Source organism: Halopseudomonas phragmitis (assembly GCF_002056295.1).
GTDB classification, from domain to species: Bacteria; Pseudomonadota; Gammaproteobacteria; order Pseudomonadales; family Pseudomonadaceae; genus Halopseudomonas; species Halopseudomonas phragmitis.
In genome coordinates, this window is sequence record NZ_CP020100.1 from 1,393,826 (window position 1) to 1,419,752 (window position 25,927).

The window sequence follows — 25,927 nt, forward strand, 5'->3', positions numbered from 1 at the left end:
TATGCTGAGGCCATGGTGCTGGCGTATTGGGGTAGCGTTGCTGCTGGCAGCACTGGTCGGCGCGCCAGCGCTGCAGGCTGAGCCGAGCGATTCGCGCGAGGCCCGGGCCGAGCTGCGTCAGACCCAGCAGGAGATCGACCGGCTGAAGAAAATGCTGGACAGCCTGAAGCAGGAAATGGGCGGGCTGGAAGCGGATCTGCAGAAGAGCGAGAGCGAAATTGGCCGGCTGCGGCGCGAAAGCGGTGAGCTGGAGCGCCAGATTCGCGAAGGCGAAAGCCGGCTGCGTGACCTGCGCGGCCAGGCCGCTGCCTTGCAGGTGGCGCTGGAGGCCCAGCAAGAGCAGATTGCCCGGCAGCTACGGGCCGCCTACATGGCCGGCCAGCAGGATTACCTCAAGGTCATGCTCAATCAGGACGACCCGGCACGGATGGCGCGGATGTTGCGCTATTACGAATATGTCGGCCGGGCCCGGGTCGATGAGATCGAGCGCTACACCGACACCCTGACTCAGATCCGCCAGGCAAGTGCTGCGATTGCTTCCGAACAGGCCGGTCTGCAGCAGAACCGTGAGCAACTGGCCAGCCGCGAGCAGGCGCTGCAGGGCGAGCAGCAGAATCGTAACCGGGCGCTGTCCGGGTTGCGCAGTCGCAGTCAGTCGCAGAGCGAGCAGCTCAAAAACCGCGAGGCCGAGCGTGAGGCTTTGACCAATCTGATCAAGCGTTTGGACGAAGCGGTCACCAGTATTCCTACACCCGCCGGCAACCTGCCCTTTGCCCAGGCGCGCGGCAAGCTGCCACTGCCGGTACAGGGGCGAGTTCAGGCTCGTTTCGGCAGTCAGCGTGGCGAGGACGCCCGGCTTAAATGGGATGGCCTGCTGATCGGTGCCAACGAGGGCGCGCCGGTACATGCCATTCATGGTGGCCGGGTGGTGTTTGCCGACTGGCTGCGGGGCTCCGGGCTGTTGCTGATTCTGGATCACGGCGACGGTTATCTGAGTCTATATGGACATAACCAGAGCCTGCTGCGCGAGGTTGGCAGTTGGGTTCAGCCCGGTGAAGCGATTGCTACCGTGGGGCGCAGTGGCGGGCAGTCGAGCCCGGCGCTGTATTTTGCCATTCGCCACCAGGGCCGCGCCCTTGACCCGCTGGCGTGGTGTATGCTGTCTGGATAAAGCGGGTTGTGAATGTTCCCCGCTAACAGTGCCTTGGGAGAAGATGATGACCGTTGTGCGTATCCTGTTCGCTGCCGGCTTGAGCCTGGCGCTTGGCGTGGCCTCACTCCAGGCCCAGGAACAGGAGTTGGCGGCGCCATTGCCGCTCAATGAACTGCGTACCTTTGCCGAGGTGCTGGACCGGATTCGTAGCGCCTATGTTGAACCGGTGGACGATGCCACGCTGCTGGAGAACGCCATTCGCGGCATGCTTGAAGGGCTCGATCCGCATTCGGCCTACCTGGAGCCGGAGGCCTTCCAGGGCCTGCAGGACAGCACGACCGGGCAGTTTGGCGGGCTGGGCATCGAGATCGGACAGGAGGACGGCTTCATTCGGGTTATTTCGCCGATTGACGATACGCCGGCGGCCCGTGCCGGGATTGAGGCGGGTGATCTGATCATCAAGATCGACGATCAGCCGGTCAAGGGCATGAGTCTGGTCGATGCGGTCAACCTGATGCGAGGCGAAGCCGGCTCCAAGGTCACCCTGACCCTGGTGCGCGGCACCGGTAGCCCGTTCGAGGTGGAGCTGACCCGGGCGGTGATCCGGGTTGCCAGTGTGCGTTCCGAGGAGCTGGAGTCCGGTTATGCCTATTTGCGTATCACCCAGTTCCAGAACAATACCGGCGATGAGGTGCGTCGCAGCCTGGGCAGTCTCAACCCCAATGGCGAGCTCAAGGGACTGGTGCTGGATCTGCGCAACAACCCTGGCGGGGTGCTGCAGTCGGCGGTCGAGGTGGCTGACAGCTTTCTCGATCAGGGCCTGATCGTCTATACCCAGGGACGTCTGAGCAATGCCGAGATGCGCTTCAGTGCCACCAGCAACAATCCCAGTCGCGGCGTACCGCTGGTGGTGCTGATCAATGGTGGCTCGGCCTCGGCCTCGGAAATCGTCGCCGGCGCCCTGCAGGATCACGCCCGGGCGGTGATCATGGGTACCGACAGCTTCGGCAAGGGTTCGGTTCAGACGGTGTTGCCGCTGAACAATGACCGGGCGCTGAAGCTGACCACCGCGCTGTATTACACCCCCAATGGTCGCTCGATCCAGGCCCAGGGCATCGTGCCGGATATCCATGTCGAGCGCGGCCGGGTTACTCAGGAGCGGGAGGAGGCCGGTTATCGCGAGGCTGACCTGCAGCGCCACCTGGGCAACATCAACGGCGAGGAGCGCACTACCCGGCAGGTGCAGGCCGAGCGCAGTGAGCGGCGCCAGGATACCGATTATCAACTCAGTCAGGCCCTGAATCTGCTCAAAGGCTTGAATATCACCCGCAGTCGTCAATGAGGCTGTTGCTGTTCGGGCTGCTGGCTCTGCTGGCAGCCTGCTCGGACGCGCCTGCCCCTGCCGAGATACCAACCCGCGACGCTGAGACGGAACTGCAGATTGAGCTGCAAGAGTCGCCACCGCCAGCGCTTGCTGGTCGTGGCGATAGCGCTGACTGGATGGCTATCGAGCATGCGGGCTGGCCCGAGCGGCCAGCCGAGGTGTTGGCTCCAGTGCTGCCTGATCCCGGTCCTGTGCTGGCTATCATTATCGACGATGTTGGTCATGCTTATGCCCAGGGCCGGCGGATCATCGATATGCCGGTACCAATCGCCCTGGCGATTTTGCCGCATACCCAGTTTGCCCAGCGGCTGGCGCAGGAAGCCGCCGAGGCCGGGCGCACGGTCATGCTGCATCAGCCGATGGAAAACGGCGCCGGGCTGGATATCGGCCCGGGTGGTCTCTACAGCGGTATGCCCGAGGAAGAGTTTGACCGGGTGCTGCGCGACAACCTCAACAGCTTTGTGCCGATTCAGGGGCTCAACAACCACATGGGCAGCCGTCTGACTGCCGAGCGTGAGCCGATGGACCGGCTTATGCATCATCTGCAGGGGCGTCAGTTGTTCTTCATTGATAGCCGTACCACCGCCGCGACCCAGGCGGCGTTTGCTGCCGAAGCGGCCGGTGTACGCCATCTGTCGCGTGATCAGTTTCTCGATCATGTGCGTGAGCCTCAGGCGATTGCCGCGGCCTTTGAGCAGGGGCTGCGGCTAGCTCGGCAGAATGGTCAGGCGCTGCTGATTGGGCATCCCTACCCGGAAACCCTGGATTATCTGGAGCGGGTATTGCCGGAACTGGAAACGCGTGAAGGGGTGCAGGTGGTTGGTGTTGAGGAGCTTTTAGCGCGCAAGTACGCGCGCTGAGAGCGGTATCGCCGTGGACGATACCGCCTGGCCCTGTTACAGGCGCATTTCGATGCCGCGTGCCGCCATGTAGGCCTTGGCTTCGGCGATGCTGTATTCGCCAAAGTGGAAGATGCTCGCCGCCAGTACCGCATCGGCGCCGCCCTGCAGTACGCCGTCCGCCAGATGCTGGAGGTTGCCGACCCCGCCCGAGGCGATCACCGGGATGTGCAGCGTATCGCTGATGGCGCGGGTCACGCCCAGATCGTAGCCGCTCTTGACCCCGTCCTGATCCATGCTGGTGAGCAGGATTTCGCCGGCGCCCAGATCCTCCATCTTCTTGGCCCAGGCCACGGCATCCAGACCGGTCGGCTTGCGCCCGCCATGGGTGAAGATTTCCCAGCGCCCGGGCTCGCCGTCGGCCGAAACCCGCTTGGCGTCAATGGCCACCACGATGCACTGTGAGCCGAAGCGGTCGGCAGCCTCGCCAACGAACTCCGGGTTGAATACCGCAGCAGTGTTGATCGAGACCTTGTCGGCACCGGCGTTAAGCAGGTTGCGGATGTCCTGCACGGTGCGCACGCCGCCGCCCACGGTCAGCGGAATGAACACCTGGCTGGCCATGCGCTCGACCGTGTGCAGGGTGGTATCGCGTTCCTGGTGGCTGGCGGTAATGTCGAGGAAGGTGATCTCGTCGGCACCCTGCTCGTTGTAGCGCCGGGCGATCTCCACCGGGTCACCGGCATCGCGGATATTCTCGAACTTGACGCCCTTGACCACGCGACCGTTGTCGACATCGAGGCAGGGGATGATGCGTTTGGCCAGGGGCATTGCAGTTCTCCGGGGTGAAAAGGTTGATTCTACAGTTGGCGGCTGTCCGGCATGGCGTCATTGCGAGGAGCGTCAGCGACATGGCAATCCATGTCTGTGCTGCCAGGGTCGCATGGATTGCCGCGCCTTCGGCTCGCGGTGACGTTGTCAGGTGCCATGCCTTCGGCCCACATGACAGCCCGGGGCGGCTGAGGTCTCAGCCCTGTGCGCGGTCGCACAGGGCCTGCGCCTCGGCCACATCCAGCGTGCCTTCGTAGATGGCGCGGCCGGTGATGGCGCCGATGATGCCGGGGGCGCGGGCGTCGAGCAGGGTCTGGATGTCGCCAAGATTGTGGATGCCGCCGGAGGCGATCACCGGAATCGAGGTGGCATTGGCCAGCGCGGCGGTGGCCTCGACATTGCAGCCCTGCATCATGCCGTCTTTGGCGATGTCGGTGTAGACAATCGCGGACACGCCATCGGCTTCGAAACGCTTGGCCAGATCGATGACCTGAATGCTGCTGACTTCGGCCCAGCCATCGGTGGCGACAAAGCCGTCTTTGGCGTCCAGGCCGACGATCACCTTGCCGGGGAAGGCGCGGCAGGCCTCGCCAACGAATTCCGGCTGCTTGACCGCCTTGGTGCCGATGATCACGTAGCTGACTCCAGCCTTGACGTATTCCTCAATGGTTTCCAGCGAGCGGATGCCACCGCCGATCTGGATCGGCAGATTCGGGTAGCGCCGGGCGATGGCGGTGACCGCCTCACCGTTGACCGGCTTGCCCTCGAAGGCGCCGTTCAGATCGACCAGGTGCAGGCGCCGGCAGCCGGCGTCTACCCATTTGGCGGCCATCGCGACCGGGTCGTTGGAGAACACCGTGGCATCGTCCATCAGGCCCTGGCGCAGGCGTACGCAGGCGCCGTCTTTGAGGTCGATAGCGGGGATGATCAGCATCAGTTTTTCCTTTGGAAACAGCGTGAGCGTACGGCTCGCAGCTCGGGTTATTACCAGCGCCCGTCCCAGGCCAGAAAGTTCTGCAGCAGTTGCAGGCCATTGGTATGGCTTTTTTCCGGGTGGAACTGGGTGGCGAAGACATTATCGTCGGCCACGGCGGCGGCGAAGTCGACCCCGTAGTGGCAACGCCCGGCGACGTGCTTGCCCGGGTCGGCGTAGAAACTGTGGACGAAGTAGAAACGCGCGTCCTGCTCGATGCGGTGCCACAGCGGGTGGTCGATGGTCTGCTTGACCTGATTCCAGCCCATGTGTGGCACTTTCAGGCGCTGGCCGTCGGCCTCGCGCAGTTCGTCACCGAAAAACCGTACCTGGCCGGGGAACAGCCCGAGGGCGTCGACACCGCCATTCTCTTCGCTGTGTTCGAGCAGCATCTGCATGCCGACACAGATACCCAGTAGCGGCTTGTCGGTGGCGACCTGGCGCACGACCTGATCCAGGCCGAGCTGGCGCAGTTCGCTCACGCAATCACGAATCGCGCCGACACCGGGCAGGAGCACCCGGTCGGCGGCGAGAATCCGTTCAGCGTCGCTGGTCACCTCGACATGACGGGCGCCGACGTGCTCCAGCGCCTTGGCGACCGAGTGCAGATTGCCCATCCCGTAGTCGATGACGGCAACCACGGACATCAGAGGCAGCCCTTGGTCGAAGGCATCATGCCGCTCATGCGCGGGTCCAGTTCCAGGGCCATGCGCAGCGCCCGGCCAAAGGCCTTGAACACCGTCTCGATCTGGTGGTGGGTATTGACCCCCTTCAGATTGTCGATGTGCAGGGTAGCCTGGGCGTGATTGACGAAGCCCTGGAAGAATTCCATGAACAGATCGACATCGAAGCCGCCGACGGTGGCACGGGTATAGGGCACATGCATGTGCAGGCCGGGGCGACCGGAGAAATCGATCACCACGCGTGACAGCGCCTCGTCCAGCGGCACATAACTGTGGCCGTAGCGGCAGATGCCCTTCTTGTCACCGATTGCCTTGGCGAAGGCCTGGCCGAGGGTGATGCCGACGTCCTCGACGGTGTGGTGATCGTCGATGTGCAGGTCGCCGCGGCAGTGGATGTTGAGGTCGATCAGACCGTGTCGGGCGATCTGGTCGAGCATGTGCTCAAGGAAGGGCACGCCGATATCCAGGTCCGCCTGGCCGGTGCCATCGAGGTTGATGGACACCTTGACCTGGGTTTCCAGGGTATTGCGCTCGACGCTGGCCTTACGCTCAGCCATGGCAGTTCTCCGCTGAATAATCTATCAAGGGCGTGCATTATACGGTTTGCGCCGGATAGGGGCTACTGGCGGGCCGATCAGGATTGACTATCAGGGGGGCAGAGCAGACCAATGGTGGATGTCGAGGTGGTGGTAGTGGGAGCCGGGGTGGTCGGGTTGGCGATTGCCCAGTGCCTGGCTGCTGCTGGGCGCGAGGTGCTGGTGCTGGAGCGTGAGCCCTGGCCGGGGCAGCACGCCTCCAGTCGCAACAGCGAGGTGATCCATGCCGGGATCTACTACCCGCCAGGTTCGCTCAAGGCCCGCTTGTGCCGCGAGGGGCGTGATCTGCTGTATGCCTGGTGTATCGAGCGTGGGGTGGAGCATCAGCGGATCGGCAAGCTGCTGGTGGCGGTTGAGGAGAACGAGTGTCCGGCGTTGGCGCGGCTGCAGGCCAATGCGCGGGCCAACGGAGTCGAGCTGCAAGCGCTGAGCGGTGCCGAGGTGCTGGCGCTGGAACCGGAATTGCGGGCGGTGGCTGGGTTGTTTTCGCCGCTGACCGGCATCATCGACAGTCACGCCCTGTTGCAGTCGTTCGAGACTGCACTGCAGCAAGGCAGTGGTCAGCTGAGCCTTAATACCGAGGTCAGACGCTTGCACCCTCAGGCAGATGGCTGGCAGGTTGAGGGCGACAGCGCAGGCCAGGCCTTTAGCCTGCGCTGTCGCTGGCTGATCAACAGTGCCGGGATCTTTGCCCAGGCATTGACCCGGAGCATTGACGTCGAGCTGCGAGCCGTACCGGCCTTGCACCTGTGTCAGGGGCGTTATTTCAGTTACAGCGGCCGTTCACCCTTTCGTCATCTGGTCTATCCGATGCCAGAGGTCAACACCGCCGGGCTGGGGGTGCATGCGACGCTTGATCTGGGCGGGCAACTGCGTTTCGGCCCGGATGTACGCTATGTCGATAGCCTTGATTATCGGGTTGATCCGCAGTTGCGCGAGCAGTTTGCCAGGGCCGTGCAGCGCTATTGGCCCGGCTGCCAGGCCGAGCGCCTGCAGCCGGGTTATGCCGGTGTCCGCGCCAAGCTGTCCGGGGTCGGGGAACCGGCTGCCGATTTCATTCTCCAAGGTCCTGCCGAGCATGGCCTGGCCGGGCTGATCAACCTGTTCGGCATCGAGTCACCGGGGCTGACCGCCAGCCTGGCCATCGCCAATGAGGTCGCGGTCCGGCTCGGCAGGCTTTAAGCTAGGGATACACTGATTAAATCGGTTCGGTGCGTCAGCCCGGTTGGCACAGGCCTGTGCTGGACACGCCGTAAACCCGTCCCTGGGGGCTCGTAGATGCCATCCTTGGCATCTAACGGTCCAACACAGGCCTGTGCCAACCGGGCTGGCGGGCTTTTGTGCAATTAATCAGTGTTTTCATAGGCTGAGCCTGAAGCAACGAATATCGGTGTAAGTGCTGTTGCCGGTAACAGCACTTGATTAGCAACCAAGGAGAGAGCGATGAAGTCGCTGGCCAAACTGATAGGTCTGGTGGTGTTCGGGGTAGTGGTACTGGCGGTCGGGATTCTGTTTTTCCTGACCCGGATGTTCGACCCGAACGACTACAAGGAACACATCCAGCAAGCCGCACGGGACAAGGCCAGTGTCGAGCTGACCCTGGGCGGAGATATTGGCTGGTCGCTGTTCCCCTGGCTGGGTATCGAACTCAAGGATGTTGGCGTTGCGCCGCTGCATGATCCTGATCAGCCCTTGGCACAGGTCGGTTCACTGGGGCTGGGCGTTGAAGTTCTGCCGCTGCTGCGTCGGCAGTTGCGTATGAGCGACGTGATCCTCGACAGCGTCAGTCTCAATCTGATCAAGGATGCCGACGGCAAGGGCAACTGGGAGTCCATCGGTCAGCCGGCCGAGTCGCCCGCGCGCACGCCACAACCGCCAGCCGAGACCGAGCCGCCAGCCCGTCAGCCAGCGCCGCAGACCACTGCAGGCGAGCTGGATATTTCCATCGAAAGTGTGCGCATTACCAATGCGCGGATTCACTACGAAGACCGCCAGAGTGGTGAGCGCCTGCAGTTCGAGGATGTCAACCTGAGTACCGGGGCACTGGTCGAAGGTCAGCCGTTCGATCTGGCCTTTCTTGGGCTGATGCTCGCCGAGCAGCCGGTCATGCGCACCCGCATCGATCTCAAGGGGGTAGCGCAGTTCGATCTGGGGCTCAAGCGTTACCAGCTTGAGGCGCTTAATCTCAAGATCGACGCCAGTGGTGAGCCGTTCTCCGGGCGGGCGGTCAGTCTGCAGTTGCAGGGTGATGCGCTGGTCGACCTGGCTGCCCAGGTGGCGGAGCTGAACCAGATGCGCCTGAGCCTGGCCGACATGCGCGCCACCGGGCAACTGCGGGCCAGTGAGCTGGACAAAGCCTTGAAGCTCGGTGGCCAGCTCGATGTGGCCGAATTCAATGCCCGCGAGTTGCTGCGCTCGCTCGGCCAGGAGGTGCCGGAAACTGCCGACCCGCGAGCACTGGAAAAAGTGGCCCTGACTGCACGACTCAATGGCAGCAGCAACAGCCTGATGCTGGAGCAGCTCAAGCTGGTGCTCGATGGCACCGAACTCAGTGGCAGTTTGGGAGTAGCTGACTTCGAGCGGCAGGCCCTGCGCTTTCAACTGACGGGCAACCAGTTGAATATCGACAACTACCTGCCGCCGAGTGAGAAGCCCACAACCTCGGCGGCCCCGGCCGGACGCCCGGGTGGCAGCAGTTCGACGGCTGAGCCCGAGCCCTGGAGCGATGAGCCGGTATTGCCGCTTGAGTTGCTGGCGCGGCTGGATGTCGATGGCAGCCTGGATCTGCAGCAGGTGCGTCTGACCGAGCTGGATATCGCGCCGTTCAAGGCGGCTGTGGTGGCCCGCAATGGCCGGGTCCGGTTGAATAATCTTGAGGGCGGGGTGTTTGGTGGCCAGTTCAAGGCTTCTGCTGAGATCGATACCCGCCAGACTCCGGTCAGCCTGAGTGTCAGCAAGCAGTTGACCGGTATGGACTCGCTGGCGGTGCAACGTGCCTATGAGGTCGCCGAACAGTTTCGCGGCCGGCTGGACCTGACCCTTGAGGCGCGCTCAAGCGGCAACAGCATCAAGCGCTGGATCGAAACCATGAACGGTAATGCCCGTTTCAGTGTCAGCGACGGTGCTCTGCTCGGGGTCAATCTTGAGCAGCAGTTGTGCCGGGCCATTGCCCTGGCCAACCGGCGCAGTCTGAGCGAAGCGCATGGCAGCGAAGATACCCCGTTCCGCAGCCTGAACGGCAGCTTCCGGATCGTCAGCGGTAAGGTCAGCGGTGATGATCTGGTCGCCGCGCTGCCGGGTATCCAGGTCAAGGGCCGGGGCGATATCGATCTGCCGCCGCAGCGTCTGGACTATCGCCTGGGGCTGTTGCTGGAGGGCGATACCCGGGAAATGCCGGATCCGGCCTGCCAGGTCAATCAGCGCTATGTTGGCATCGAGTGGCCAGTGCGCTGCCGTGGCTATCTGCATAATGCCGCCAGCAGTTGCAACGTGGATACCGATGGTGTGGCCCAGATTGCTGCCCGGTTGGTGGGCAGTGAGGCACAGCGCAAGGTTGAGGAGCGTCTGCAGGAGCGCCTGGGCGATCAGGCCCCGGCCGTGCGCGAGACCATTCGCGGGCTGTTCAACCGGTGAGTCCTGAAGCTTTTTCCCAGGCGGTATTGCAGTGGTACGACAGCCACGGGCGCAAGGATCTGCCCTGGCAGCAGGGGATTACCCCGTATCGGGTCTGGGTGTCGGAGATCATGCTGCAGCAGACCCAGGTGGCGACGGTGATCCCCTATTTCGAGCGCTTCATGCAGGTGCTGCCGGATGTGTTCGCCCTGGCCGCCGCGCCGGCTGACGAGGTGCTGCATCTGTGGACCGGGCTTGGCTACTACAGTCGGGCGCGTAACCTGCACAAGGCCGCGCAGCTGGTGGTGCAGCAGCATGACGGCGTGTTTCCGCACGACCTGGAGGCCCTGACTGAGCTGCCGGGGATCGGCCGCTCCACGGCCGGCGCCATCGCCAGCCTGAGCATGGGGTTGCGCGCGCCGATTCTGGACGGCAACGTCAAGCGGGTGCTGGCGCGTTATCACGCGGTCGAGGGTTGGCCTGGTGAAACCCGGGTGCAGGCCCAGTTGTGGCAGTTGGCCGAACGCTATACGCCGCAGCAACGGGTCAATCACTACACCCAGGCGATGATGGATCTGGGGGCCACGCTCTGTACCCGCAGCAAGCCGATGTGCCTGGTGTGTCCGCTGCAAGCTGGCTGTCAGGCCCGAGTGCTTGGTCAGCCTACGGCTTATCCGCACTCCAAGCCGCGCAAGGCATTGCCGGTGCGCCAATGTGTAATGCCGCTGCTGGTCAATTCGGGTGGTGACATCTGGCTTGAGCGACGCCCCGATTCGGGGCTCTGGGGTGGGCTTTGGTGCCCGCCTCAGCTCGATGATGGTGCACAGTTGGCTGACTGGCTCCAGCAACGTGGCTGGCAGGCTGGTGAGCCTGCGGTGCTGGAGCCGCTGCGCCACACCTTCAGTCATTTCCACCTGGATATACAGCCTCTGTTGTTGCAGGTCGGGCCTGGCGCTGGCGTGGCCGAGGGCGGGCAGGTCTGGTATAACCTGCGCCAACCGTCCCGCCTGGGCCTGGCCGCACCGGTCAAGAAACTGCTCAAACGGGTCGCCCCGCTGATCGACAAGGCTTGAGAGGAGTCTTCACATGACACGCACCGTGATGTGCCGCAAATACAAGCAGGAGCTGCCGGGTCTGGACCGGCCGCCGTATCCAGGGCCCAAGGGCGAGGCAATCTATCAGGACGTGTCCAAGCGTGCCTGGGACGAGTGGACCGCCCATCAGACCATGCTGATCAACGAGCGGCGGCTGAACATGATGGATCCGGAGGATCGCAAGTTCATCCAGCAGGAGATGGAGAAATTCCTGTCCGGGGAAGAGTACGCCCAGGCTGAGGGCTATGTGCCGCCAACCGAGTGATTCTGCTAAGCGGCTGAAAAAATAAAATATTTTTGTCCGGCCCGCTTGACAGTTCTAAGCATAAACCGTTTAATAGCGGCCCTGTCGCCCAGGTAGCTCAGTTGGTAGAGCAGGGGATTGAAAATCCCCGTGTCGGCGGTTCGATTCCGTCCCTGGGCACCATGATTAAAAAGCCCGCTGGCCTTGCCAGCGGGCTTTTTTTATTGCCATGGATCAGCGTTCACCATGCTGGCCTGTTTAATCTGGAAAGACTTTTGCATGCAAATTCGAGACATGACCCGATCAGGGTTCTTGGTCATGTCGGGAGCCTGTGCTAGTTTTGCCGGATGACAGGAAGATTGCAGAAGGAACTGTCGGTCAGCCGGCACCGGGTTCCGGTTCAATGAACATGACGCCAACGGCGTCCGACTGGATAACGACAAGTGACACCCCCTGCTCTGGAAGTACGTAACCTGCATAAACGCTACGGCGACCTTGAAGTACTCAAGGGCGTCGATCTGATCGCCCGGGACGGTGACGTGATCTCGATCCTGGGCTCATCCGGCTCCGGCAAGAGCACCCTGTTGCGTTGCATCAATCTGCTGGAGAACCCCCATGCCGGGCAGATCTTTGTTGCCGGCGAGGAACTCAAGCTCAAGTCTGGCAAGGATGGCGCACTGGTTGCCGCCGACAACAAGCAGATCAATCGCCTGCGTGCGCGGGTCGGCTTCGTGTTTCAGAGCTTCAACCTGTGGCCGCACATGAGCATTCTCGACAACATCATCGAGGCGCCGCGCCGGGTGTTGGGGCAGTCCAAGGCCGATGCGATTGCCGCCGCCGAGGTGTTCCTGGAAAAGGTCGGCATTGCCGACAAGCGTCATGCCTTTCCGGCCCAGTTGTCTGGCGGTCAGCAGCAACGGGCAGCGATCGCCCGGACCCTGGCCATGCAACCACGGGTGATCCTGTTTGATGAACCGACCTCGGCACTTGACCCGGAAATGGTCAACGAAGTGCTGTCAGTGATTCGGGCGCTGGCCGACGAGGGGCGTACTATGCTGTTGGTGACTCATGAAATGGGCTTTGCCCGCCAGGTGTCCAGTCAGGTGGTATTTCTGCACAAGGGGCAGGTCGAGGAAATCGGCACCCCGGAGCAAGTGTTCGAGCATCCGAAATCGGAGCGCTGCAAGCAGTTCATGTCCAGCCATAGGTAAGGAGCAATACCGATGAAAAGCTATAAGAAGATCCTGATGGCCGCTGCGGCCGCCGTGTTTATCAGCGCTCCGGCGCTGGCTGCCGAGAAACTGCGGATCGGTACCGAAGGTGCCTACCCTCCCTTCAACCTGATCGACAGCAGTGGCAACGTGGTTGGCTTCGATATCGATATCGCCATGGCCCTGTGCGAGAAGATGGAAGTTGAGTGCAGCATTGTTACCTCGGACTGGGATGGCATCATTCCGGCACTGAACACCCGCCGCTTCGACTTCCTGGTCGCTTCCATGTCGATTACCGACGAGCGCAAGCAGGCCGTTGATTTCACCGAGCCCTACTACACCAACAAGCTGCAGTTTGTTGCTCCCAAGTCGTCCGACTTCCAGACCGACGAGGCCAGCCTCAAGGGCAAGACCATTGGTGCCCAGCGGGCGACCATCGCTGGTCAGTGGCTGGAAGACAACCTGGCCGGAGTGGTCAATATCCGCCTGTACGACACCCAGGAGAACGCTTACCTGGATATGAGCTCCGGACGCATTGATGGTGTGCTGGCCGACAACTTCGTGCAGTACGAGTGGTTGCAGAGCGATGCTGGCGCCAACTTCGAGTTCAAGGGTGAGCCGGTCTTTGACAACGACCAGATCGGTATCGCCGTGCGCAAGGGTGATCCGCTGCGTGAGCGTCTGAACAAAGCGTTGCAGGAAATCCTCGAAGACGGAACCTACGAGCAGATCAACGCCAAGTACTTCCCCTTCAGCATTTATTGATCCGGCTGGCCGGGCCTGATGGCCCGGCCGTTCTGACGAGCGCCCATGTTCGATTTACACGGCTTTGGTCCGGCCCTGCTTGACGGGACCTGGATGACCATTCGTTTGTCCCTGGCAGCGGTTGCCCTGGGCCTGGTATTAGGCCTGCTCGGGGCCAGCGCCAAGATCTCCGACAAGATGCTGTTGCGTGGCCTGGGGGGCTTTTACACCTCGGTGGTACGCGGTGTGCCGGAAACCCTCTGGGTTCTGATGGCCTACTTCGGCACGGTGTCATCGCTGAACTGGCTGGGTAGCCATTTCGGCAATCCGGAATTCAGCTTCAGCCCCTTCGTGGCTGGCACCCTGGCCCTTGGTCTGTGTTTTGGTGCCTACGCTACCGAGGTGTTCCGCGGAGCGCTGCTGTCGATTCCGCCCGGGCAGAAGGAAGCCGGGCTGGCGCTGGGCATGTCGAATCTGCGTATTTTCTGGCGCATTACTCTGCCGCAACTGTGGCGGGTGGCGTTGCCGGGGCTGGGCAACCTGTATCTGATCCTGCTCAAGGATACCGCACTGGTTTCGTTGATTACGCTCAATGAACTGATGCGCCAGGCGCGTATTGCCGGGCAGGCGACCCGTGAGCCCTTTACCTTCTTCTTTGCCGCCGCGCTGATCTATCTGGCGCTGACGGTGATTATCATGATTGCGCTGCACTGGTTCGAGCGTCGCGCCAACCGTGGCTTTGTGAGGACTGAGCTATGAGCTGGCTGGAGCGTTGGGAACTGGTCGTGCGCTGGTGGCCGCAGCTGTGGAGCGGCGCCCTGATGACCCTGGAGCTGGTCGGCCTGGCAGTGGTGCTGGGGCTGATTCTGGCCATCCCGCTGGGGCTGGCGCGGGCCTCACGGCACTGGTATGTGCGCGTGCTGCCCTACAGCTACATCTTTTTCTTCCGTGGCACGCCGCTGCTGCTGCAACTGTTTCTGGTCTATTACGGCCTGTCGCAGTTCGAGGCGGTGCGCCAGAGCATATTCTGGCCCTACCTGCGTGAGCCCTACTGGTGTGCGCTGATCACCATGACCCTGCACACCACCGCCTATATCGCGGAAATCCTGCGTGGCGCGATTCAGGCCGTGCCGCCGGGCGAGGTTGAGGCCGCGCGGGCTCTGGGCATGTCGCGGCGTCAGGCCCTGCAGTACATCATTCTGCCGCGCGCCATCCGCATCGGCCTGCCAGCCTACGGCAACGAAGTGATCCTGATGCTCAAGGCCAGCGCGGTGGTCTACATGATCACCCTGATGGACATCATGGGCACCGTCCAGACCATCAATTCGCGGACCTACCAGTATGAGCTGTTCTATCTGGTCGCTGGTCTGATGTATCTGGTCATCACCCTGGCCTTCACCCAGGTGTTCAAGCTGATCGAGCGCTGGCTGAAAGTGGACGCCAGCCGCCGGCGCTAAGATCTCATGGACTTTGCGGCCCGGTTCGCCGCACTGGACGCTTGGCTGTGTGAACACCAGGCGCTCTGGCGAGCCAAACCCTTCACCCAACTGACCCTGGCCTGGGAAGCCGACTGGCCGGCATTGGCCGCCTGGTTGCGTGAGCGCAGCCTGGAGCAGGCCGAGCGCGAACACAACCAGCCCTGGCAGTTGCCGGCACCTGCACCTTTTCCTGCTTTGGCTGCCCAGGCACAGGCTCTGAGTGCGGTCGAAGACTGGAGCAGTGCCGTTAAGGCCGAATTGCCGGAACTGCTGTCCCGGCATATCCCCGGGCGCAAATGGCAGCAAATCACGCGGTTTGCCGCCGTTAGCCGGCAGCGCTGGCAGCGCTCGCCCAGCCACTGGCTTGACTGGTGCGCCGGTAAAGGTCATCTGGGACGCTTGCTGGCCTGGCAAAGCGCTCTGCCGCTGACCTGTCTGGAGCGAGATCCCCAGCTCAATTTTGACGGTGCAGCCATGAGCCGGCAGCAGGGCATTGCTGCCCGGCATCTGGATGCCGACGTGCTGCAACCGGCCGCCTGGCAGCAACTGCGCCCCGAGCACAGTCTGTTGGCACTGCACGCCTGCGGTGAGCTGCACATGACGCTGCTGCGCGAAGGCGCGGCGCGGGGTTGTGCCCAACTGGCGGTCTCTCCCTGCTGCTACAACCGCATCAGCCGCAGCGAATACCAACCCATGTCGCAACGAGCGGCCCGCTCGGCTCTGCGCCTGAGCGAGGAGGACCTGCGTCTGCCACTACAGGAAACCGTGACCTCGGGCCAGCGAGTGCGACGTCTGCGTGATCAGTCCATGGCCTGGCGCCTGGCCTTCGATCTTTGGCAGCGTCAGGCCCGTGGGGTAGACAGCTACCTCAGTACGCCCTCGCGCCCGGAGAGCGCCCTGAATCAAGGCTTTGAGGCCTTTTGCCGCGACATGGCGGCACATCACCAGTTGGAACTACAGCCGCCGGCCTGCTGGGCTGAGCTTGAACAGCAGGGCTGGCAGCGGCTGGCCGTGGTGCGCAACCTCGAATTGGTGCGGGCACTGTTTCGCCGACCGCTGGAAATCTGGCTGTTGCTCGACCGGGCGCTGTTTCTTCAGGAGCAGGGCTATCAGGTGCAACTGGGCCAGTTCTGTCCGCCTGAGCTGACGCCGCGCAATCTGCTGATTGTTGCCGAGCGCAACTAAGCGTTTGCCAACATCCTATCACCACACTTCCCACGGCTTGCGCACAGGGTTATCCACAGGAATGGCTGGGTTGTGGTTATCCACGCTTGCTGTGTATAACTGTGTGGGTGACGTCTTGGTAACCTCGTGAAAGCCAGATATTACAAGGCTTTCAGCGCTCTGGCTGAAAAGTGATCTTTGTTGATTGTGCAGAAAAAACAAGGAGTTGAGGGGGCTTTGTCAAGCGCTTTTAGAGAAATAATTCACAACCTTGGTATGGTTGTGCATAGCCTCCTGAAGTCGCAGAAAACCGGTCTGTGGCTTTACACCGACCGCAGTCCCTATATAATGCATCCCGCGCCGGTATAGCTCAGCTGGTAGAGCAACTGACTTGTAATCAGTAGGTCCCGGGTTCGACTCCTGGTGCCGGCACCAAGCAAAAAGGTCTGCAGTGATGCAGGCCTTTTTTTGTGGTCGCGAGTTCATCACGCCAACGATGGCAGGCAGGGCGGAGCAGGTGGCCAAGGTGCTGAGCGCTCAGCTGGATACCGTGCGGTCGCAGCAGAGCATGTGAGCAGGTTATGTGTGTCGCATCGACATAGATTCTTGCTAAATGGCTATCAGCCATTGCCAGTTCGAAGCTATTCATCCTTTCCACTACGGTAATGACCGAACCGGTCGTATCGTCAATGTCCTGTACCTGATTGAGCAACAGCTACTTACCCTGCCCATTCTTTATTTAAGCCGGACCATCATCGACGGCATCCATGCCGCTTACGGAAAATTCTACTTTTGAGCGCCGTGGGTTTTCGGGGGTACCCGATGGCCAGTCCCAGGGTTTCGCCGTCGTTGTTCTTCCAAGGCATGGGGCGGGCGCTGGCGAGGTCGAGCAGGGTTTGGAGCATGGGGTCTTCTGGACGGCTTGCCTTCATAATGTATATACATATGGTTTTGGCGACCAGCGGTCGTTGCCCGGCGCGTGGCCGGTGCCGCCGTGGTCTGTGGCTTTGGCAGCTCTATATAGGCTGTTTCAGCCAGAATTAATCGATTTTGAAAGGCGTTTTGACCCTTGGTCATGTTTCTTTGCATGGCTTGACGATCGTCATGATGATCTCTATTGTATATACAAAACAAGTGTGGAAAATCCCATGTCGGCATTCCCAACCCCGAAACAACTGTGGCGTGACGTGCAGGTCTTCGATGGCCTGGCCCAACTGGACGAGCCCATGACCCTGCTGGTCGAGGGCGAGCGTGTCGCCGGCCTGTGGCCGGCGCGCGAGTTCGACGAGGCGCAGGCACAGGGCGCGACCGAAGTCGGCCGCGGCGGAGTGCTGACCCCCGGCCTGGTCGATTGCCACACCCACCTGGTCTATGCCGGTAACCGCGCCGGTGAGTTCGAGCAGCGCCTGGAAGGGGTGAGCTACGAAGAGATCGCCCGCGCCGGTGGCGGCATCCTCAGCACCGTACGCGCTACCCGCGCGGCCAGCGAGGACCAGCTGATCGCCGCCAGTCTGCCGCGTCTCGATGCGTTGCTGGCCGATGGAGTGACCACCCTGGAGATCAAGTCCGGCTACGGCCTGACGCTAGACGACGAACTGAAGATGCTGCGTGTGGCGCGTCGGCTAGGCGAGCTGCGCCCGGTGCGCATCACCACCACCTTGCTCGGTGCCCATGCCGTGGCCCCGGAATACGTCGGCCGCGCCGACGACTATGTGGCGCTGGTCTGCGAGCAGATGATCCCGGCGGCCGCCGCCGAAGGCCTGGCCGATGCGGTGGATGTGTTCTGCGAGGGTATCGGTTTCTCCCCGGCCCAGTGCGAGCGCATCTTCCAGGCCGCCCAGGCCCATGGCCTGGCGCTTAAGGCGCATGCCGAGCAGCTCTCCAACCTCGGCGGCAGTACCCTGGCCGCGCGTTACGATGCGCTGTCGGCCGACCATATCGAATACCTCGACGAGGCCGGCGTACGCGCCCTGGCCGCGGCCGGCACCGTCGCAGTACTGCTGCCCGGCGCCTTCCACGTGTTGCGCGAGACCCAGCTACCGCCCATCGAGTTGCTGCGTCAATACGGCGTGCCGATGGCGGTGGCCAGCGACGCCAACCCCGGCACCTCACCGATCTGCATGCCGACGCTTATGGCCAACCTGGCCTGCAGCCTGTTTCGCTTGACCCCGCGCGAGGCGCTGAGCGGCATGACCGCCCAGGCCGCCCGCGCCCTCGGCCGCCCCGACCTGGGGCGGATTGAGGTTGGGTCGCCCGCCGACCTGTGTCTGTGGGACGTGCAGTCCCCGGCCGAACTGGCCTACGCCGTTCAGGCCGGCCGCCTGCGCCAGCGCATCTTCAACGGAGAGATCGTGTATGCACGCTGACCGTCATTCCATGGAGGCCTGGGGCGGGCGTACCGACCCCGAGCCGGACAGCTCGCGCTGGCACCAGCGCATTCGCGCCCTCAACGGCGACAGCCAGCCTGGCCTGGCCCTGCTCGGCTTCGCCTGCGATGAGGGGGTACGTCGCAATCATGGCCGGGTCGGAGCCGCAGCCGCGCCGCTGGCGATGCGCAAGGCGCTGGCCAACCTGGCCTGGCACCGCCAGGCGCCGGCCTATGACGCTGGCGACGTGGTCTGCGAGGACGGCGATCTGGAAGCTGCCCAGAGCCGCCTGGGGCGCAACGTCTGTGCGCTGCTGGATGCCGGCCATCTTCCCGTGGTGCTTGGCGGCGGTCACGAAGTGGCCTTCGGCAGTTGGTCCGGTCTGGCCGAACATCTCTCCGGCAACCATGCCCCGAAGATTGGCATCGTCAACTTCGACGCCCATTTCGACCTGCGCGACCCGGCCCATGTACATTCCTCCGGCACGCCCTTCGCCCAGATCGCCGAGCAGTGCGCCGCCCGCGGCTGGCCGTTTCGCTATGCCTGCCTCGGTGTCAGCCGCGCCAGCAATACCCGCGCGCTGTTCCAGCGTGCCGCCGACCTCGGCGTGCTGGTGCGCGAGGACCGCGAGATCCGCGAGTCAAGCCTCGACGCCATCGGCGCCGAGCTGGACGCCTTTGCCGCCGGCTGCGACGTGCTCTACCTGACCATCGACATCGACGTGCTGCCGGCCTGCGAGGCCCCCGGGGTCAGCGCCCCGGCTGCGCGCGGGGTGCGCCTGGAGCTGCTCGAGCCCTTGATCGAACGGCTCAAGGGTAGCGGCAAGCTGCGCCTGGCCGATCTCGCTGAGCTCAACCCCGAATACGACATCGACAACCGCACCGCCCGCGTGGCGGCGCGCCTGATCCATCTGCTGAGCCTCTGAGCCAGGAGCCTGACGTGACCACCAAGACCAATAAATACCGCGACATTGAGATCCGCGCTCCGCGCGGCACCCAACTCAGCGCCAAGAGCTGGCTGACCGAGGCGGCGCTGCGCATGCTGATGAACAACCTCGATCCGGACGTGGCCGAGAATCCCAAGGAGCTGGTGGTGTACGGCGGTATCGGCCGCGCCGCGCGCGACTGGCAGTGCTTCGACAAGATCGTCGAGGTGCTCAAGCGCCTGGAAGACAACCAGACCCTGCTGATCCAGTCCGGCAAGCCGGTGGGCGTGTTCGAGACCCACCCGGACGCCCCGCGCGTGCTGCTGGCCAACTCCAACCTGGTGCCGCACTGGGCCAACTGGGAGCACTTCAACGAGCTGGACCGCAAGGGCCTGGCCATGTACGGCCAGATGACCGCCGGCAGCTGGATCTATATCGGCAGCCAGGGCATCGTCCAGGGCACCTACGAGACCTTCGTCGAGGCCGGCCGCCAGCACTACGGCGGCAACCTCAAGGGCCGCTGGGTGTTGACTGCTGGATTGGGCGGTATGGGCGGCGCCCAGCCGCTGGCCGCCACCCTGGCCGGCGCCTGCTCGCTGAACATCGAGTGCCAGCAGAGCAGCATCGACTTCCGCCTGCGCACCCGCTACGTCGACGAGCAGGCCAGCGATCTCGACGACGCCCTGGCGCGCATCGACAAGTACTGTGCCGAGGGCAAGGCGGTGTCCATCGCCCTCTGCGCCAACGCCGCCGACGTGCTGCCGGAGCTGGTGCGCCGCGGCGTGCGTCCGGACATGGTCACCGACCAGACCAGTGCCCACGATCCGCTGCACGGCTACCTGCCGTCCGGCTGGAGCTGGGAGGAGTACGTGGCCCGCGGCAAGCGCGAGCCCGAGGCGGTGGTCAAGGCCGCCAAGCAGTCGATGGCGGTGCACGTGCGCGCCATGCTCGACTTTCAGAAGATGGGCGTGCCGACCTTCGACTACGGCAACAACATCCGCCAGATGGCGAAAGAGGAGGGCGTGGCCAACGCCTTCGACTTCCCCGGCTTCGTCCCGGCCTATATCCGTCCGCTGTTCTGCCAGGGCATCGGCCCGTTCCGCTGGGCCGCGCTGTCCGGCGACCCCGAGGACATCTACAAGACCGACGCCAAGGTCAAGGAACTGATCCCGGACGACGAGCACCTGCACCGCTGGCTGGACATGGCTCGCGAGCGCATCGCCTTCCAGGGCCTGCCGGCGCGCATCTGCTGGGTCGGCCTGAAGGACCGCGCGCGCCTGGCCCAGGCGTTCAACGACATGGTCGCCAGCGGCGAGCTGAAGGCGCCGGTGGTGATCGGCCGCGACCACCTGGACTCCGGTTCGGTGGCCAGCCCCAACCGCGAGACTGAGGCTATGCTGGACGGCTCCGACGCCGTGTCCGACTGGCCGCTGCTCAACGCCCTGCTCAATACCGCCGGCGGCGCCACCTGGGTCTCGCTGCATCATGGCGGTGGCGTAGGCATGGGCTACTCGCAGCATTCCGGGGTGGTCATCGTCGCCGACGGTTCTCCCGAGGCCCGCGCCCGCCTGGGGCGGGTGCTGCGCAACGATCCGGGCACCGGGGTTATGCGTCACGCTGATGCCGGTTATGACATCGCCATCGATTGCGCCAGGGAACAGGGCCTGGATCTGCCGATGCTCTAAGCATCGGACACAACAGCTGGAGCCGCGGGCGACGGAGGCCTGCGGCGCTGGCAGACTTCTTAACGCTGTTCCCAGCAAAGGCAGGCAACAATGAATACAAATAGCCGTAAACGCCTGAACGCGGGGGTTTTCATCCCCGCTTTCACCATCATTTTTCTCGCGGTTGTCGTGGGGCTGGTCGACAATGCGGCCCTGGTCAAAGTCGCCAAGGGTATCTTCTATTTCTCCCTGGTCGATTTCGCCTGGCTGTACCAGCTGTTGGCCATCTCCGCGCTTTCGGTCACCGCGTATATCTTTTTCTCCAAGGCAGGCGACATTCGCCTGGGCGGGGCGAATGCCAAGCCGGCGTTTTCCATGGCCACCACCTTTGCCATGGCGCTGACCGGCGGTATCGCCACCGGCGTAGTGACCTACTCGGTCAACGAGCCGATCATCTACCTGGGCAACGTCTACGGCGAAATTGGCAACCAGTCCTTCGCCCCCGGCAGCGCCGAGGCAGCGATCTTCGCCCTGGCGCGCAGCTTCCACAACTGGAGCTTCATTCCTTACGCCATGTACTCGGTGGTTGGTCTGATGATCGGCTACATGCACTACAACCGGAAACAGGCGTTCTCCATCTCCTCGACGCTGACGCCGGTGCTCGGTCGCCACGAGCAGCGGCCCATGGTGCGCTCCTTGATCAACGTGGTGGCGGTGCTGGCCATCGCCCTCGGCCTGGCCTCGTCGCTCGGCGCCGGACTGGCGCTTATCAGCTCGGGTATCGAGTCGCAGTACGGCATTCGCCCGACGCCGTTGACCTGGCTGCTGCTGACCTTGGTGATCGCGTCTATCTTCATCATCTCAGCGCTGTCAGGGCTCAAGCGTGGGATCCGCGTGCTGTCGTCGATCAACGCCTATATCTTCTATGCCTTCGTGGTGATCCTGCTGGTGGTCGGGCCGATCAGCTACATCCTCAGCTTGTCGACCACCTCGATCGGCTACTGGCTGAACAATTTCTTCCTCTGGTCGTTCGACACCAAGGAGTCTGGCGGCGAGGCTCTGGTGACCTGGTGGACCATGTACGACTGGTCGATCTGGATCGCCTATGCGCCGCTGATGGGCTTGTTCCTCGCGCGCATTTCCTACGGCCGCACCCTGCGCCAATTCCTGATTATCAACTGGATACTGCCATCGCTGTTCGGCATCGTCTGGTTCGCCATTTGGGGAAGTTCGGCGATCAAGTGGCAGTTGGACGGCACCCTTGATCTGGTGCGCATCGTCACCGAGAACGGTGCGGTATCCGGGCTATGGGGCTTCCTCCAGCACCTGCCGCTGGCGGCTATCCTGGTACCGCTGGCGATATTCACTCTGATCATCTCCTTCGCCACGGCGGCCGACTCGATGACCTCGACCATCGCCTCGATCTGCACCCACGACATCCGCGCGGACGAGGAGTCGCCGAAGCGGCAGAAGGTGATCTGGGGGCTGTCGATCGGTGCCATCGCCTTCATCATGGTCGCCTATGGTGGTGGCGCGCAGGGCGTCGAGGGCATCAAGTACCTGGCTGCGGCCGGTGGTTTCAGTGTGTTGTTCCTGTTCATCCTGATCGTCGCCGCAGCAGCGCGGGTGTTTATCTTCAAGCAGCACGAGCCAAACGGCGAACGCGTTGCCGAACCGGCGACTCTGGAGGGTGCGGCGAATGAATAGTCAGGCAGAGGTACTGATCGGCGACAGCGCGGTCGACTGGCAGCAGGTGGTGACGGTGGCTCGCCAGCACCGGCCGCTGCGTCTGGCTGAGAGTGCCTGGGGACGCATCGACGAGGCGCGCGCCGCGGTGCTGGCCATGGCTGGTTCGGGGCAGGCGCACTACGGCATCAATACCGGGCTGGGCGCGTTGTGCAACGTGGTGCTGGCGGCAGACGAGCTGCAGCGGCTGTCGCGCCACACCCTGATGAGCCACGCTTGTGGCATCGGCGCGCCGCTGCGCAGCGAGCAGGTTCGAGCGATAATGTGCTGCGCGGTGGTCAACTACAGCCACGGCTACTCGGGCATAAGCCGCCAGGTGGTTGAGGGGCTGCTGGAATTGCTCAACCACGACCTGGTGCCGGTGGTACCGGCGCAGGGTTCGGTCGGTTATCTCTCGCATATGGCGCATATCGGCTTGGCCCTGCTCGGCGTCGGCGAGGTGGAGCTGGCCGGCCGCCGCCTCGCCGCCAGCGAAGCGCTGCAAACCATCGGCCTGGCACCGCTGACGCTGGGGCCGAAGGACGGCCTGAGCCTGGTCAACGGTACCCCGGCGATGACCGGCCTGGCCTGCCTGGCGTTGGCCGACGCCAGCGCGCTGGCCGACTGGGCCGATATCGTCGCGGCGATGAGTTTCGAGGCCCTCGGCGGGCAGCTCGAGGCCATCGACCCGGCCGCGATCCAGCGCAAGTCGCATCAAGGCATGCAGCGCAGCGCCGCCAATCTGCGCTGCCTGCTGGCCGGTAGCCAGGTGCTCGAGCGCAGCCAGGGCGAGCGCCTGCAAGATGCTCTCAGTGTGCGTTCGATTCCCCAGGTACACGGTGCCTGCCGCGACCAGTTGCAGCACGCTGCTCGCCAGGTGGTCGATGAACTTAACTCGGCCACCGACAACCCGCTGGTGGTGCGCCAGGGCGAGGGCCACCGGATCGTCTCCCAGGCCAACCCCCACGGCGAGTCGGTGGCGATGGCCTGCGACCTGCTGGCCATCGCCGTGTGCGAGTGGAGCAGCATCGCCGAGCGGCGCACCTTCCGCCTAGTGACGCCTCAGGCCAACAGCCTGCCGGCGTTTCTCACCGCCGAGGGCGGGGTAAAGTCGGGGATGATGATCGCCCAGTACAGCGCCGCCTCTCTGGTGGCGGACAACAAGCGCCTGGCGCTGCCGGCGGTGATCGACAACTTTCTCACCTCGGGCCTGCAGGAGGATCACCTGAGCCTCGGCGAGAGCGCCGCGCTGAAGCTGGACAAGGCTCTGGACAATGCCTTCCAGGTGCTCGCCATCGAATACCTGCTGGCGGCTCAGGCCTTCGACTTCATCAAGCACAGGCCTTTCGGCGAGGGCACGGGGCGGGCCTGGCAACAACTGCGTGAACGGGTCGCCAGTTACACCGAGGAACATCCGCTGCACCTGGATATCCGCGCCAGCTACGAGCTGTTGCGCGATGCTCGGACTCTGGCCGCGCTGCGTGAGCAGCTGGCGCCCATCGACTGCTGAGGTAATCGAGCTATGCCAGTTATCCACATTTGTCCCGGCCAACTGACTCTGGCCGAATTGCGTGCCGTCTACCAGGCGCCCATGTGTCTGACGCTGGACGCCAGCGCCTATCCGGCCATCGATGCCAGCATCGCCTGCGTCAACCAGATCATCGCCGAGGGTCGTACCGCCTACGGCATCAACACCGGCTTCGGCCTGCTGGCGCAAACCCGTATCGCCAACGACGATCTGGAAAGGCTGCAGCGTTCGCTGGTGCTGTCGCATGCCGCCGGCGTCGGCGAGCCGCTGGACGACGCTATGGTGCGGCTGATCATGCTGCTGAAGATCAACAGCCTGGCACGCGGCTTCTCTGGTATCCGTCGGCAGGTGATCGAGGCGCTGATCGCCCTGGTCAACGCCGAGGTCTACCCGCTCATTCCTTTGAAAGGCTCAGTGGGGGCCTCCGGCGACCTGGCGCCGCTGGCGCATATGTCGCTGATCCTGCTCGGCGAAAGCCAGGCGCGGCACCAGGACCAGTGGTTGCCTGCCAGAGAGGCGCTGGCCATCGCGGGTTTGCAGCCGATGAGCCTGGCCGCCAAGGAGGGTCTGGCCCTGCTCAACGGCACCCAGGTGTCCACCGCCTATGCCCTGCGCGGGCTGTTCGAAGCCGAAGACCTGTATGCCGCCGCCAGCGTCTGCGGGGCGCTGAGCGTCGAAGCCATGCTCGGTTCGCGAGCGCCCTTCGATGCGCGCATCCACGCTGCCCGCGGCCAGCGCGGGCAGATCGACGCGGCGGCTGCCTTCCGTCATCTGCTTGGCGACAGCAGCGAGATCGGCCGCTCCCACGCCGCCTGCGACAAGGTGCAGGACCCCTACTCGCTGCGCTGTCAGCCGCAGGTCATGGGCGCCTGCCTGACTCAGTTGCGTCAGGCCGCCGAGGTGCTGGCGGTGGAGGCCAACGCGGTGTCGGACAACCCGCTGGTGTTCGCCACCGAGGGCGACGTGATCTCCGGCGGTAACTTCCATGCCGAACCGGTGGCCATGGCCGCCGACAATATCGCCCTGGCCATCGCCGAGATAGGCTCGCTCAGCGAGCGGCGCACCTCGCTGATGATGGACAAGCACATGTCGCAGCTGCCGCCGTTTCTGGTGGCCAATGGCGGCGTAAATTCCGGTTTCATGATCGCTCAGGTAAGCGCCGCGGCGCTGGCCAGCGAGAACAAGGCGCTGGCACACCCGCACAGCGTCGACAGCCTGCCCACTTCGGCCAACCAGGAAGACCACGTGTCCATGGCCCCGGCGGCAGGCAAGCGCCTGTGGGAAATGGCCGCCAACACCCGCGGCGTGCTCGCTGTGGAATGGCTGGGCGCCTGCCAGGGTCTGGATTTCCGCGAGGGGCTGAAGAGTTCGCCGGCCCTGGAGCAGGCTCGCCAGGCGTTGCGGGCTAAGGTGCCCTACTACGTCGAGGACCGCTTCTTCGCCCCGGACATCGCTGCGGCCGATGCCCTGCTGGCCGCGCGGGTGCTGACGCCATTGCTGCCAGTCGGGTTGTTGCCCTCGGGATAGCTTGGCGCGGGGTGACGGTAAATGGTCTTTTAGAACTTCCCTGAGCCACTCGTTCGGCACTTAGCCAGTTAATTCGTAATAACTACCGCGCTGCTGTCGGCGCGGCGCCAGAGAGTGGGCGATGTTCTCCAAGTTTAAAAAGAGTGCCAGCTGTTGCATGGCATTGCAGCAGGGTTGTGTCCGTGA

Annotated in this window: 23 protein-coding genes and 2 tRNA genes; 21 read left to right on the top strand and 4 right to left on the bottom strand. The window is 63.5% G+C overall.

Annotation, left to right across the window (positions count from 1 at the left end; all coding sequences use genetic code 11):
- Window position 1: 1 nt before the first annotated feature.
- From BVH74_RS06460 to BVH74_RS06470, 3 genes are read left to right on the top strand one after another with little or no spacing between them, the layout of a single operon-like run.
- Entirely contained in the window at window positions 2–1,171 is a 1,170-nt protein-coding gene (locus BVH74_RS06460; RefSeq protein WP_080049272.1) for a murein hydrolase activator EnvC family protein, read from the top strand.
- 46 nt (window positions 1,172–1,217) lie between these two features.
- The gene (locus tag BVH74_RS06465; protein ID WP_373279482.1) at window positions 1,218–2,495 is read left to right on the top strand and encodes a S41 family peptidase; all 1,278 of its coding nucleotides are present in this window, start codon (window positions 1,218–1,220) and stop codon (window positions 2,493–2,495) included.
- Window positions 2,492–3,397, top strand: coding sequence for a divergent polysaccharide deacetylase family protein (locus BVH74_RS06470; protein ID WP_080049274.1), 906 nt, complete (start codon window positions 2,492–2,494; stop codon window positions 3,395–3,397). The genes BVH74_RS06465 and BVH74_RS06470 overlap by 4 nt, the downstream gene beginning before the upstream one ends.
- A 36-nt stretch (window positions 3,398–3,433) precedes the next feature.
- Here BVH74_RS06470 and hisF read toward each other — a convergent pair whose 3' ends face one another.
- The 4 genes from hisF to hisB all read right to left on the bottom strand — a co-directional run bounded on the left by hisF (window position 3,434) and on the right by hisB (window position 6,420).
- Window positions 3,434–4,207 (bottom strand): imidazole glycerol phosphate synthase subunit HisF, encoded by a 774-nt coding sequence (gene hisF / locus BVH74_RS06475; protein WP_080049275.1) that lies wholly within the window; start codon window positions 4,205–4,207, stop codon window positions 3,434–3,436.
- A 196-nt stretch (window positions 4,208–4,403) separates the two neighbouring features.
- The gene (gene hisA, locus BVH74_RS06480; RefSeq protein ID WP_080049276.1) at window positions 4,404–5,141 is read right to left on the bottom strand and encodes a 1-(5-phosphoribosyl)-5-[(5-phosphoribosylamino)methylideneamino]imidazole-4-carboxamide isomerase; all 738 of its coding nucleotides are present in this window, start codon (window positions 5,139–5,141) and stop codon (window positions 4,404–4,406) included.
- A gap of 50 nt (window positions 5,142–5,191) precedes the next feature.
- The gene (gene hisH, locus BVH74_RS06485; protein ID WP_080049277.1) at window positions 5,192–5,827 is read right to left on the bottom strand and encodes an imidazole glycerol phosphate synthase subunit HisH; all 636 of its coding nucleotides are present in this window, start codon (window positions 5,825–5,827) and stop codon (window positions 5,192–5,194) included.
- On the bottom strand, window positions 5,827–6,420 hold the full coding sequence (gene hisB, locus BVH74_RS06490; RefSeq protein WP_080049278.1) for an imidazoleglycerol-phosphate dehydratase HisB: 594 nt from the start codon (window positions 6,418–6,420) through the stop codon (window positions 5,827–5,829). The genes hisH and hisB overlap by 1 nt, the downstream gene beginning before the upstream one ends.
- Window positions 6,421–6,531: 111 nt before the next feature.
- On the opposite strand from hisB, the gene BVH74_RS06495 reads away from it, so the two are divergent.
- From BVH74_RS06495 to hutH, 18 genes are all read left to right on the top strand, one after another.
- Entirely contained in the window at window positions 6,532–7,641 is a 1,110-nt protein-coding gene (locus BVH74_RS06495) for an NAD(P)/FAD-dependent oxidoreductase (protein WP_080049279.1), read from the top strand.
- Between the two features lie 261 nt (window positions 7,642–7,902).
- Complete coding sequence (locus tag BVH74_RS06500; RefSeq protein WP_080049280.1) at window positions 7,903–10,092, top strand: AsmA family protein; 2,190 nt, start codon at window positions 7,903–7,905, stop codon at window positions 10,090–10,092.
- Complete coding sequence (gene mutY, locus BVH74_RS06505) at window positions 10,089–11,144, top strand: A/G-specific adenine glycosylase (protein WP_080049281.1); 1,056 nt, start codon at window positions 10,089–10,091, stop codon at window positions 11,142–11,144. Before BVH74_RS06500 ends, mutY begins: the two co-directional genes overlap by 4 nt.
- Window positions 11,145–11,157: 13 nt before the next feature.
- Window positions 11,158–11,430 (top strand): oxidative damage protection protein, encoded by a 273-nt coding sequence (locus BVH74_RS06510; RefSeq protein ID WP_080049282.1) that lies wholly within the window; start codon window positions 11,158–11,160, stop codon window positions 11,428–11,430.
- 86 nt (window positions 11,431–11,516) lie between these two features.
- Window positions 11,517–11,592 (top strand) — tRNA-Phe (locus BVH74_RS06515).
- Between the two features lie 260 nt (window positions 11,593–11,852).
- Window positions 11,853–12,620: an ABC transporter ATP-binding protein gene (locus tag BVH74_RS06520; protein ID WP_080049283.1), complete on the top strand. Its 768-nt coding sequence runs from the start codon at window positions 11,853–11,855 to the stop codon at window positions 12,618–12,620.
- Between the two features lie 12 nt (window positions 12,621–12,632).
- A complete protein-coding gene (locus BVH74_RS06525; RefSeq protein WP_080049284.1) occupies window positions 12,633–13,385 on the top strand; it encodes an ABC transporter substrate-binding protein in 753 nt (250 codons plus the stop codon).
- Window positions 13,386–13,430: 45 nt separating this feature from the next.
- Window positions 13,431–14,123, top strand: a complete 693-nt coding sequence (locus tag BVH74_RS06530) for an ABC transporter permease (RefSeq protein ID WP_080049285.1) — start codon at window positions 13,431–13,433, stop codon at window positions 14,121–14,123.
- Window positions 14,120–14,821 carry an ABC transporter permease gene (locus BVH74_RS06535; protein ID WP_080049286.1) on the top strand — a complete coding sequence of 234 codons (702 nt, stop codon included), beginning with the start codon at window positions 14,120–14,122 and terminating at the stop codon, window positions 14,819–14,821. Before BVH74_RS06530 ends, BVH74_RS06535 begins: the two co-directional genes overlap by 4 nt.
- A 6-nt stretch (window positions 14,822–14,827) precedes the next feature.
- Complete coding sequence (locus BVH74_RS06540; RefSeq protein ID WP_080049287.1) at window positions 14,828–16,027, top strand: methyltransferase; 1,200 nt, start codon at window positions 14,828–14,830, stop codon at window positions 16,025–16,027.
- Between the two features lie 338 nt (window positions 16,028–16,365).
- Window positions 16,366–16,441: transfer RNA gene (locus BVH74_RS06545), tRNA-Thr, on the top strand.
- A gap of 178 nt (window positions 16,442–16,619) precedes the next feature.
- Entirely contained in the window at window positions 16,620–16,802 is a 183-nt protein-coding gene (locus tag BVH74_RS18765; RefSeq protein ID WP_218189169.1) for a Fic family protein, read from the top strand.
- A gap of 352 nt (window positions 16,803–17,154) precedes the next feature.
- Entirely contained in the window at window positions 17,155–18,372 is a 1,218-nt protein-coding gene (gene hutI, locus BVH74_RS06555; protein WP_080049288.1) for an imidazolonepropionase, read from the top strand.
- On the top strand, window positions 18,362–19,297 hold the full coding sequence (hutG, locus tag BVH74_RS06560) for a formimidoylglutamase (RefSeq protein WP_080049289.1): 936 nt from the start codon (window positions 18,362–18,364) through the stop codon (window positions 19,295–19,297). Before hutI ends, hutG begins: the two co-directional genes overlap by 11 nt.
- Before the next feature lie 14 nt (window positions 19,298–19,311).
- Entirely contained in the window at window positions 19,312–20,982 is a 1,671-nt protein-coding gene (hutU, locus tag BVH74_RS06565; RefSeq protein ID WP_080049290.1) for a urocanate hydratase, read from the top strand.
- Between the two features lie 90 nt (window positions 20,983–21,072).
- Complete coding sequence (locus BVH74_RS06570) at window positions 21,073–22,668, top strand: BCCT family transporter (RefSeq protein WP_080049291.1); 1,596 nt, start codon at window positions 21,073–21,075, stop codon at window positions 22,666–22,668.
- Window positions 22,661–24,196, top strand: coding sequence for an HAL/PAL/TAL family ammonia-lyase (locus BVH74_RS06575; RefSeq protein ID WP_080049292.1), 1,536 nt, complete (start codon window positions 22,661–22,663; stop codon window positions 24,194–24,196). The genes BVH74_RS06570 and BVH74_RS06575 overlap by 8 nt, the downstream gene beginning before the upstream one ends.
- Before the next feature lie 12 nt (window positions 24,197–24,208).
- Complete coding sequence (gene hutH, locus BVH74_RS06580) at window positions 24,209–25,741, top strand: histidine ammonia-lyase (protein WP_080049293.1); 1,533 nt, start codon at window positions 24,209–24,211, stop codon at window positions 25,739–25,741.
- Window positions 25,742–25,927 lie beyond the last annotated feature (186 nt).

What these genes read in the sequence shown, in the direction of transcription:
- BVH74_RS06500 (WP_080049280.1), top strand. Translation starts at nt 7,903, where the DNA reads ATGAAGTCGCTGGCCAAACTGATAGGTCTGGTGGTGTTCGGGGTAGTG.
- BVH74_RS06510 (WP_080049282.1), top strand. Translation starts at nt 11,158, where the DNA reads ATGACACGCACCGTGATGTGCCGCAAATACAAGCAGGAGCTGCCGGGT.
- BVH74_RS06525 (WP_080049284.1), top strand. Translation starts at nt 12,633, where the DNA reads ATGAAAAGCTATAAGAAGATCCTGATGGCCGCTGCGGCCGCCGTGTTT.
- BVH74_RS06530 (WP_080049285.1), top strand. Translation starts at nt 13,431, where the DNA reads ATGTTCGATTTACACGGCTTTGGTCCGGCCCTGCTTGACGGGACCTGG.
- BVH74_RS06495 (WP_080049279.1), top strand. Translation starts at nt 6,532, where the DNA reads ATGGTGGATGTCGAGGTGGTGGTAGTGGGAGCCGGGGTGGTCGGGTTG.
- BVH74_RS06575 (WP_080049292.1), top strand. Translation starts at nt 22,661, where the DNA reads ATGAATAGTCAGGCAGAGGTACTGATCGGCGACAGCGCGGTCGACTGG.
- hisF (WP_080049275.1), bottom strand. Translation starts at nt 4,207, where the DNA reads ATGCCCCTGGCCAAACGCATCATCCCCTGCCTCGATGTCGACAACGGT.
- BVH74_RS18765 (WP_218189169.1), top strand. Translation starts at nt 16,620, where the DNA reads ATGGCTATCAGCCATTGCCAGTTCGAAGCTATTCATCCTTTCCACTAC.
- BVH74_RS06535 (WP_080049286.1), top strand. Translation starts at nt 14,120, where the DNA reads ATGAGCTGGCTGGAGCGTTGGGAACTGGTCGTGCGCTGGTGGCCGCAG.
- hutH (WP_080049293.1), top strand. Translation starts at nt 24,209, where the DNA reads ATGCCAGTTATCCACATTTGTCCCGGCCAACTGACTCTGGCCGAATTG.
- hisA (WP_080049276.1), bottom strand. Translation starts at nt 5,141, where the DNA reads ATGCTGATCATCCCCGCTATCGACCTCAAAGACGGCGCCTGCGTACGC.
- hutG (WP_080049289.1), top strand. Translation starts at nt 18,362, where the DNA reads ATGCACGCTGACCGTCATTCCATGGAGGCCTGGGGCGGGCGTACCGAC.
- BVH74_RS06460 (WP_080049272.1), top strand. Translation starts at nt 2, where the DNA reads ATGCTGAGGCCATGGTGCTGGCGTATTGGGGTAGCGTTGCTGCTGGCA.
- BVH74_RS06540 (WP_080049287.1), top strand. Translation starts at nt 14,828, where the DNA reads ATGGACTTTGCGGCCCGGTTCGCCGCACTGGACGCTTGGCTGTGTGAA.
- hisH (WP_080049277.1), bottom strand. Translation starts at nt 5,827, where the DNA reads ATGTCCGTGGTTGCCGTCATCGACTACGGGATGGGCAATCTGCACTCG.
- BVH74_RS06570 (WP_080049291.1), top strand. Translation starts at nt 21,073, where the DNA reads ATGAATACAAATAGCCGTAAACGCCTGAACGCGGGGGTTTTCATCCCC.
- hisB (WP_080049278.1), bottom strand. Translation starts at nt 6,420, where the DNA reads ATGGCTGAGCGTAAGGCCAGCGTCGAGCGCAATACCCTGGAAACCCAG.
- BVH74_RS06465 (WP_373279482.1), top strand. Translation starts at nt 1,218, where the DNA reads ATGACCGTTGTGCGTATCCTGTTCGCTGCCGGCTTGAGCCTGGCGCTT.
- BVH74_RS06470 (WP_080049274.1), top strand. Translation starts at nt 2,492, where the DNA reads ATGAGGCTGTTGCTGTTCGGGCTGCTGGCTCTGCTGGCAGCCTGCTCG.
- hutI (WP_080049288.1), top strand. Translation starts at nt 17,155, where the DNA reads ATGTCGGCATTCCCAACCCCGAAACAACTGTGGCGTGACGTGCAGGTC.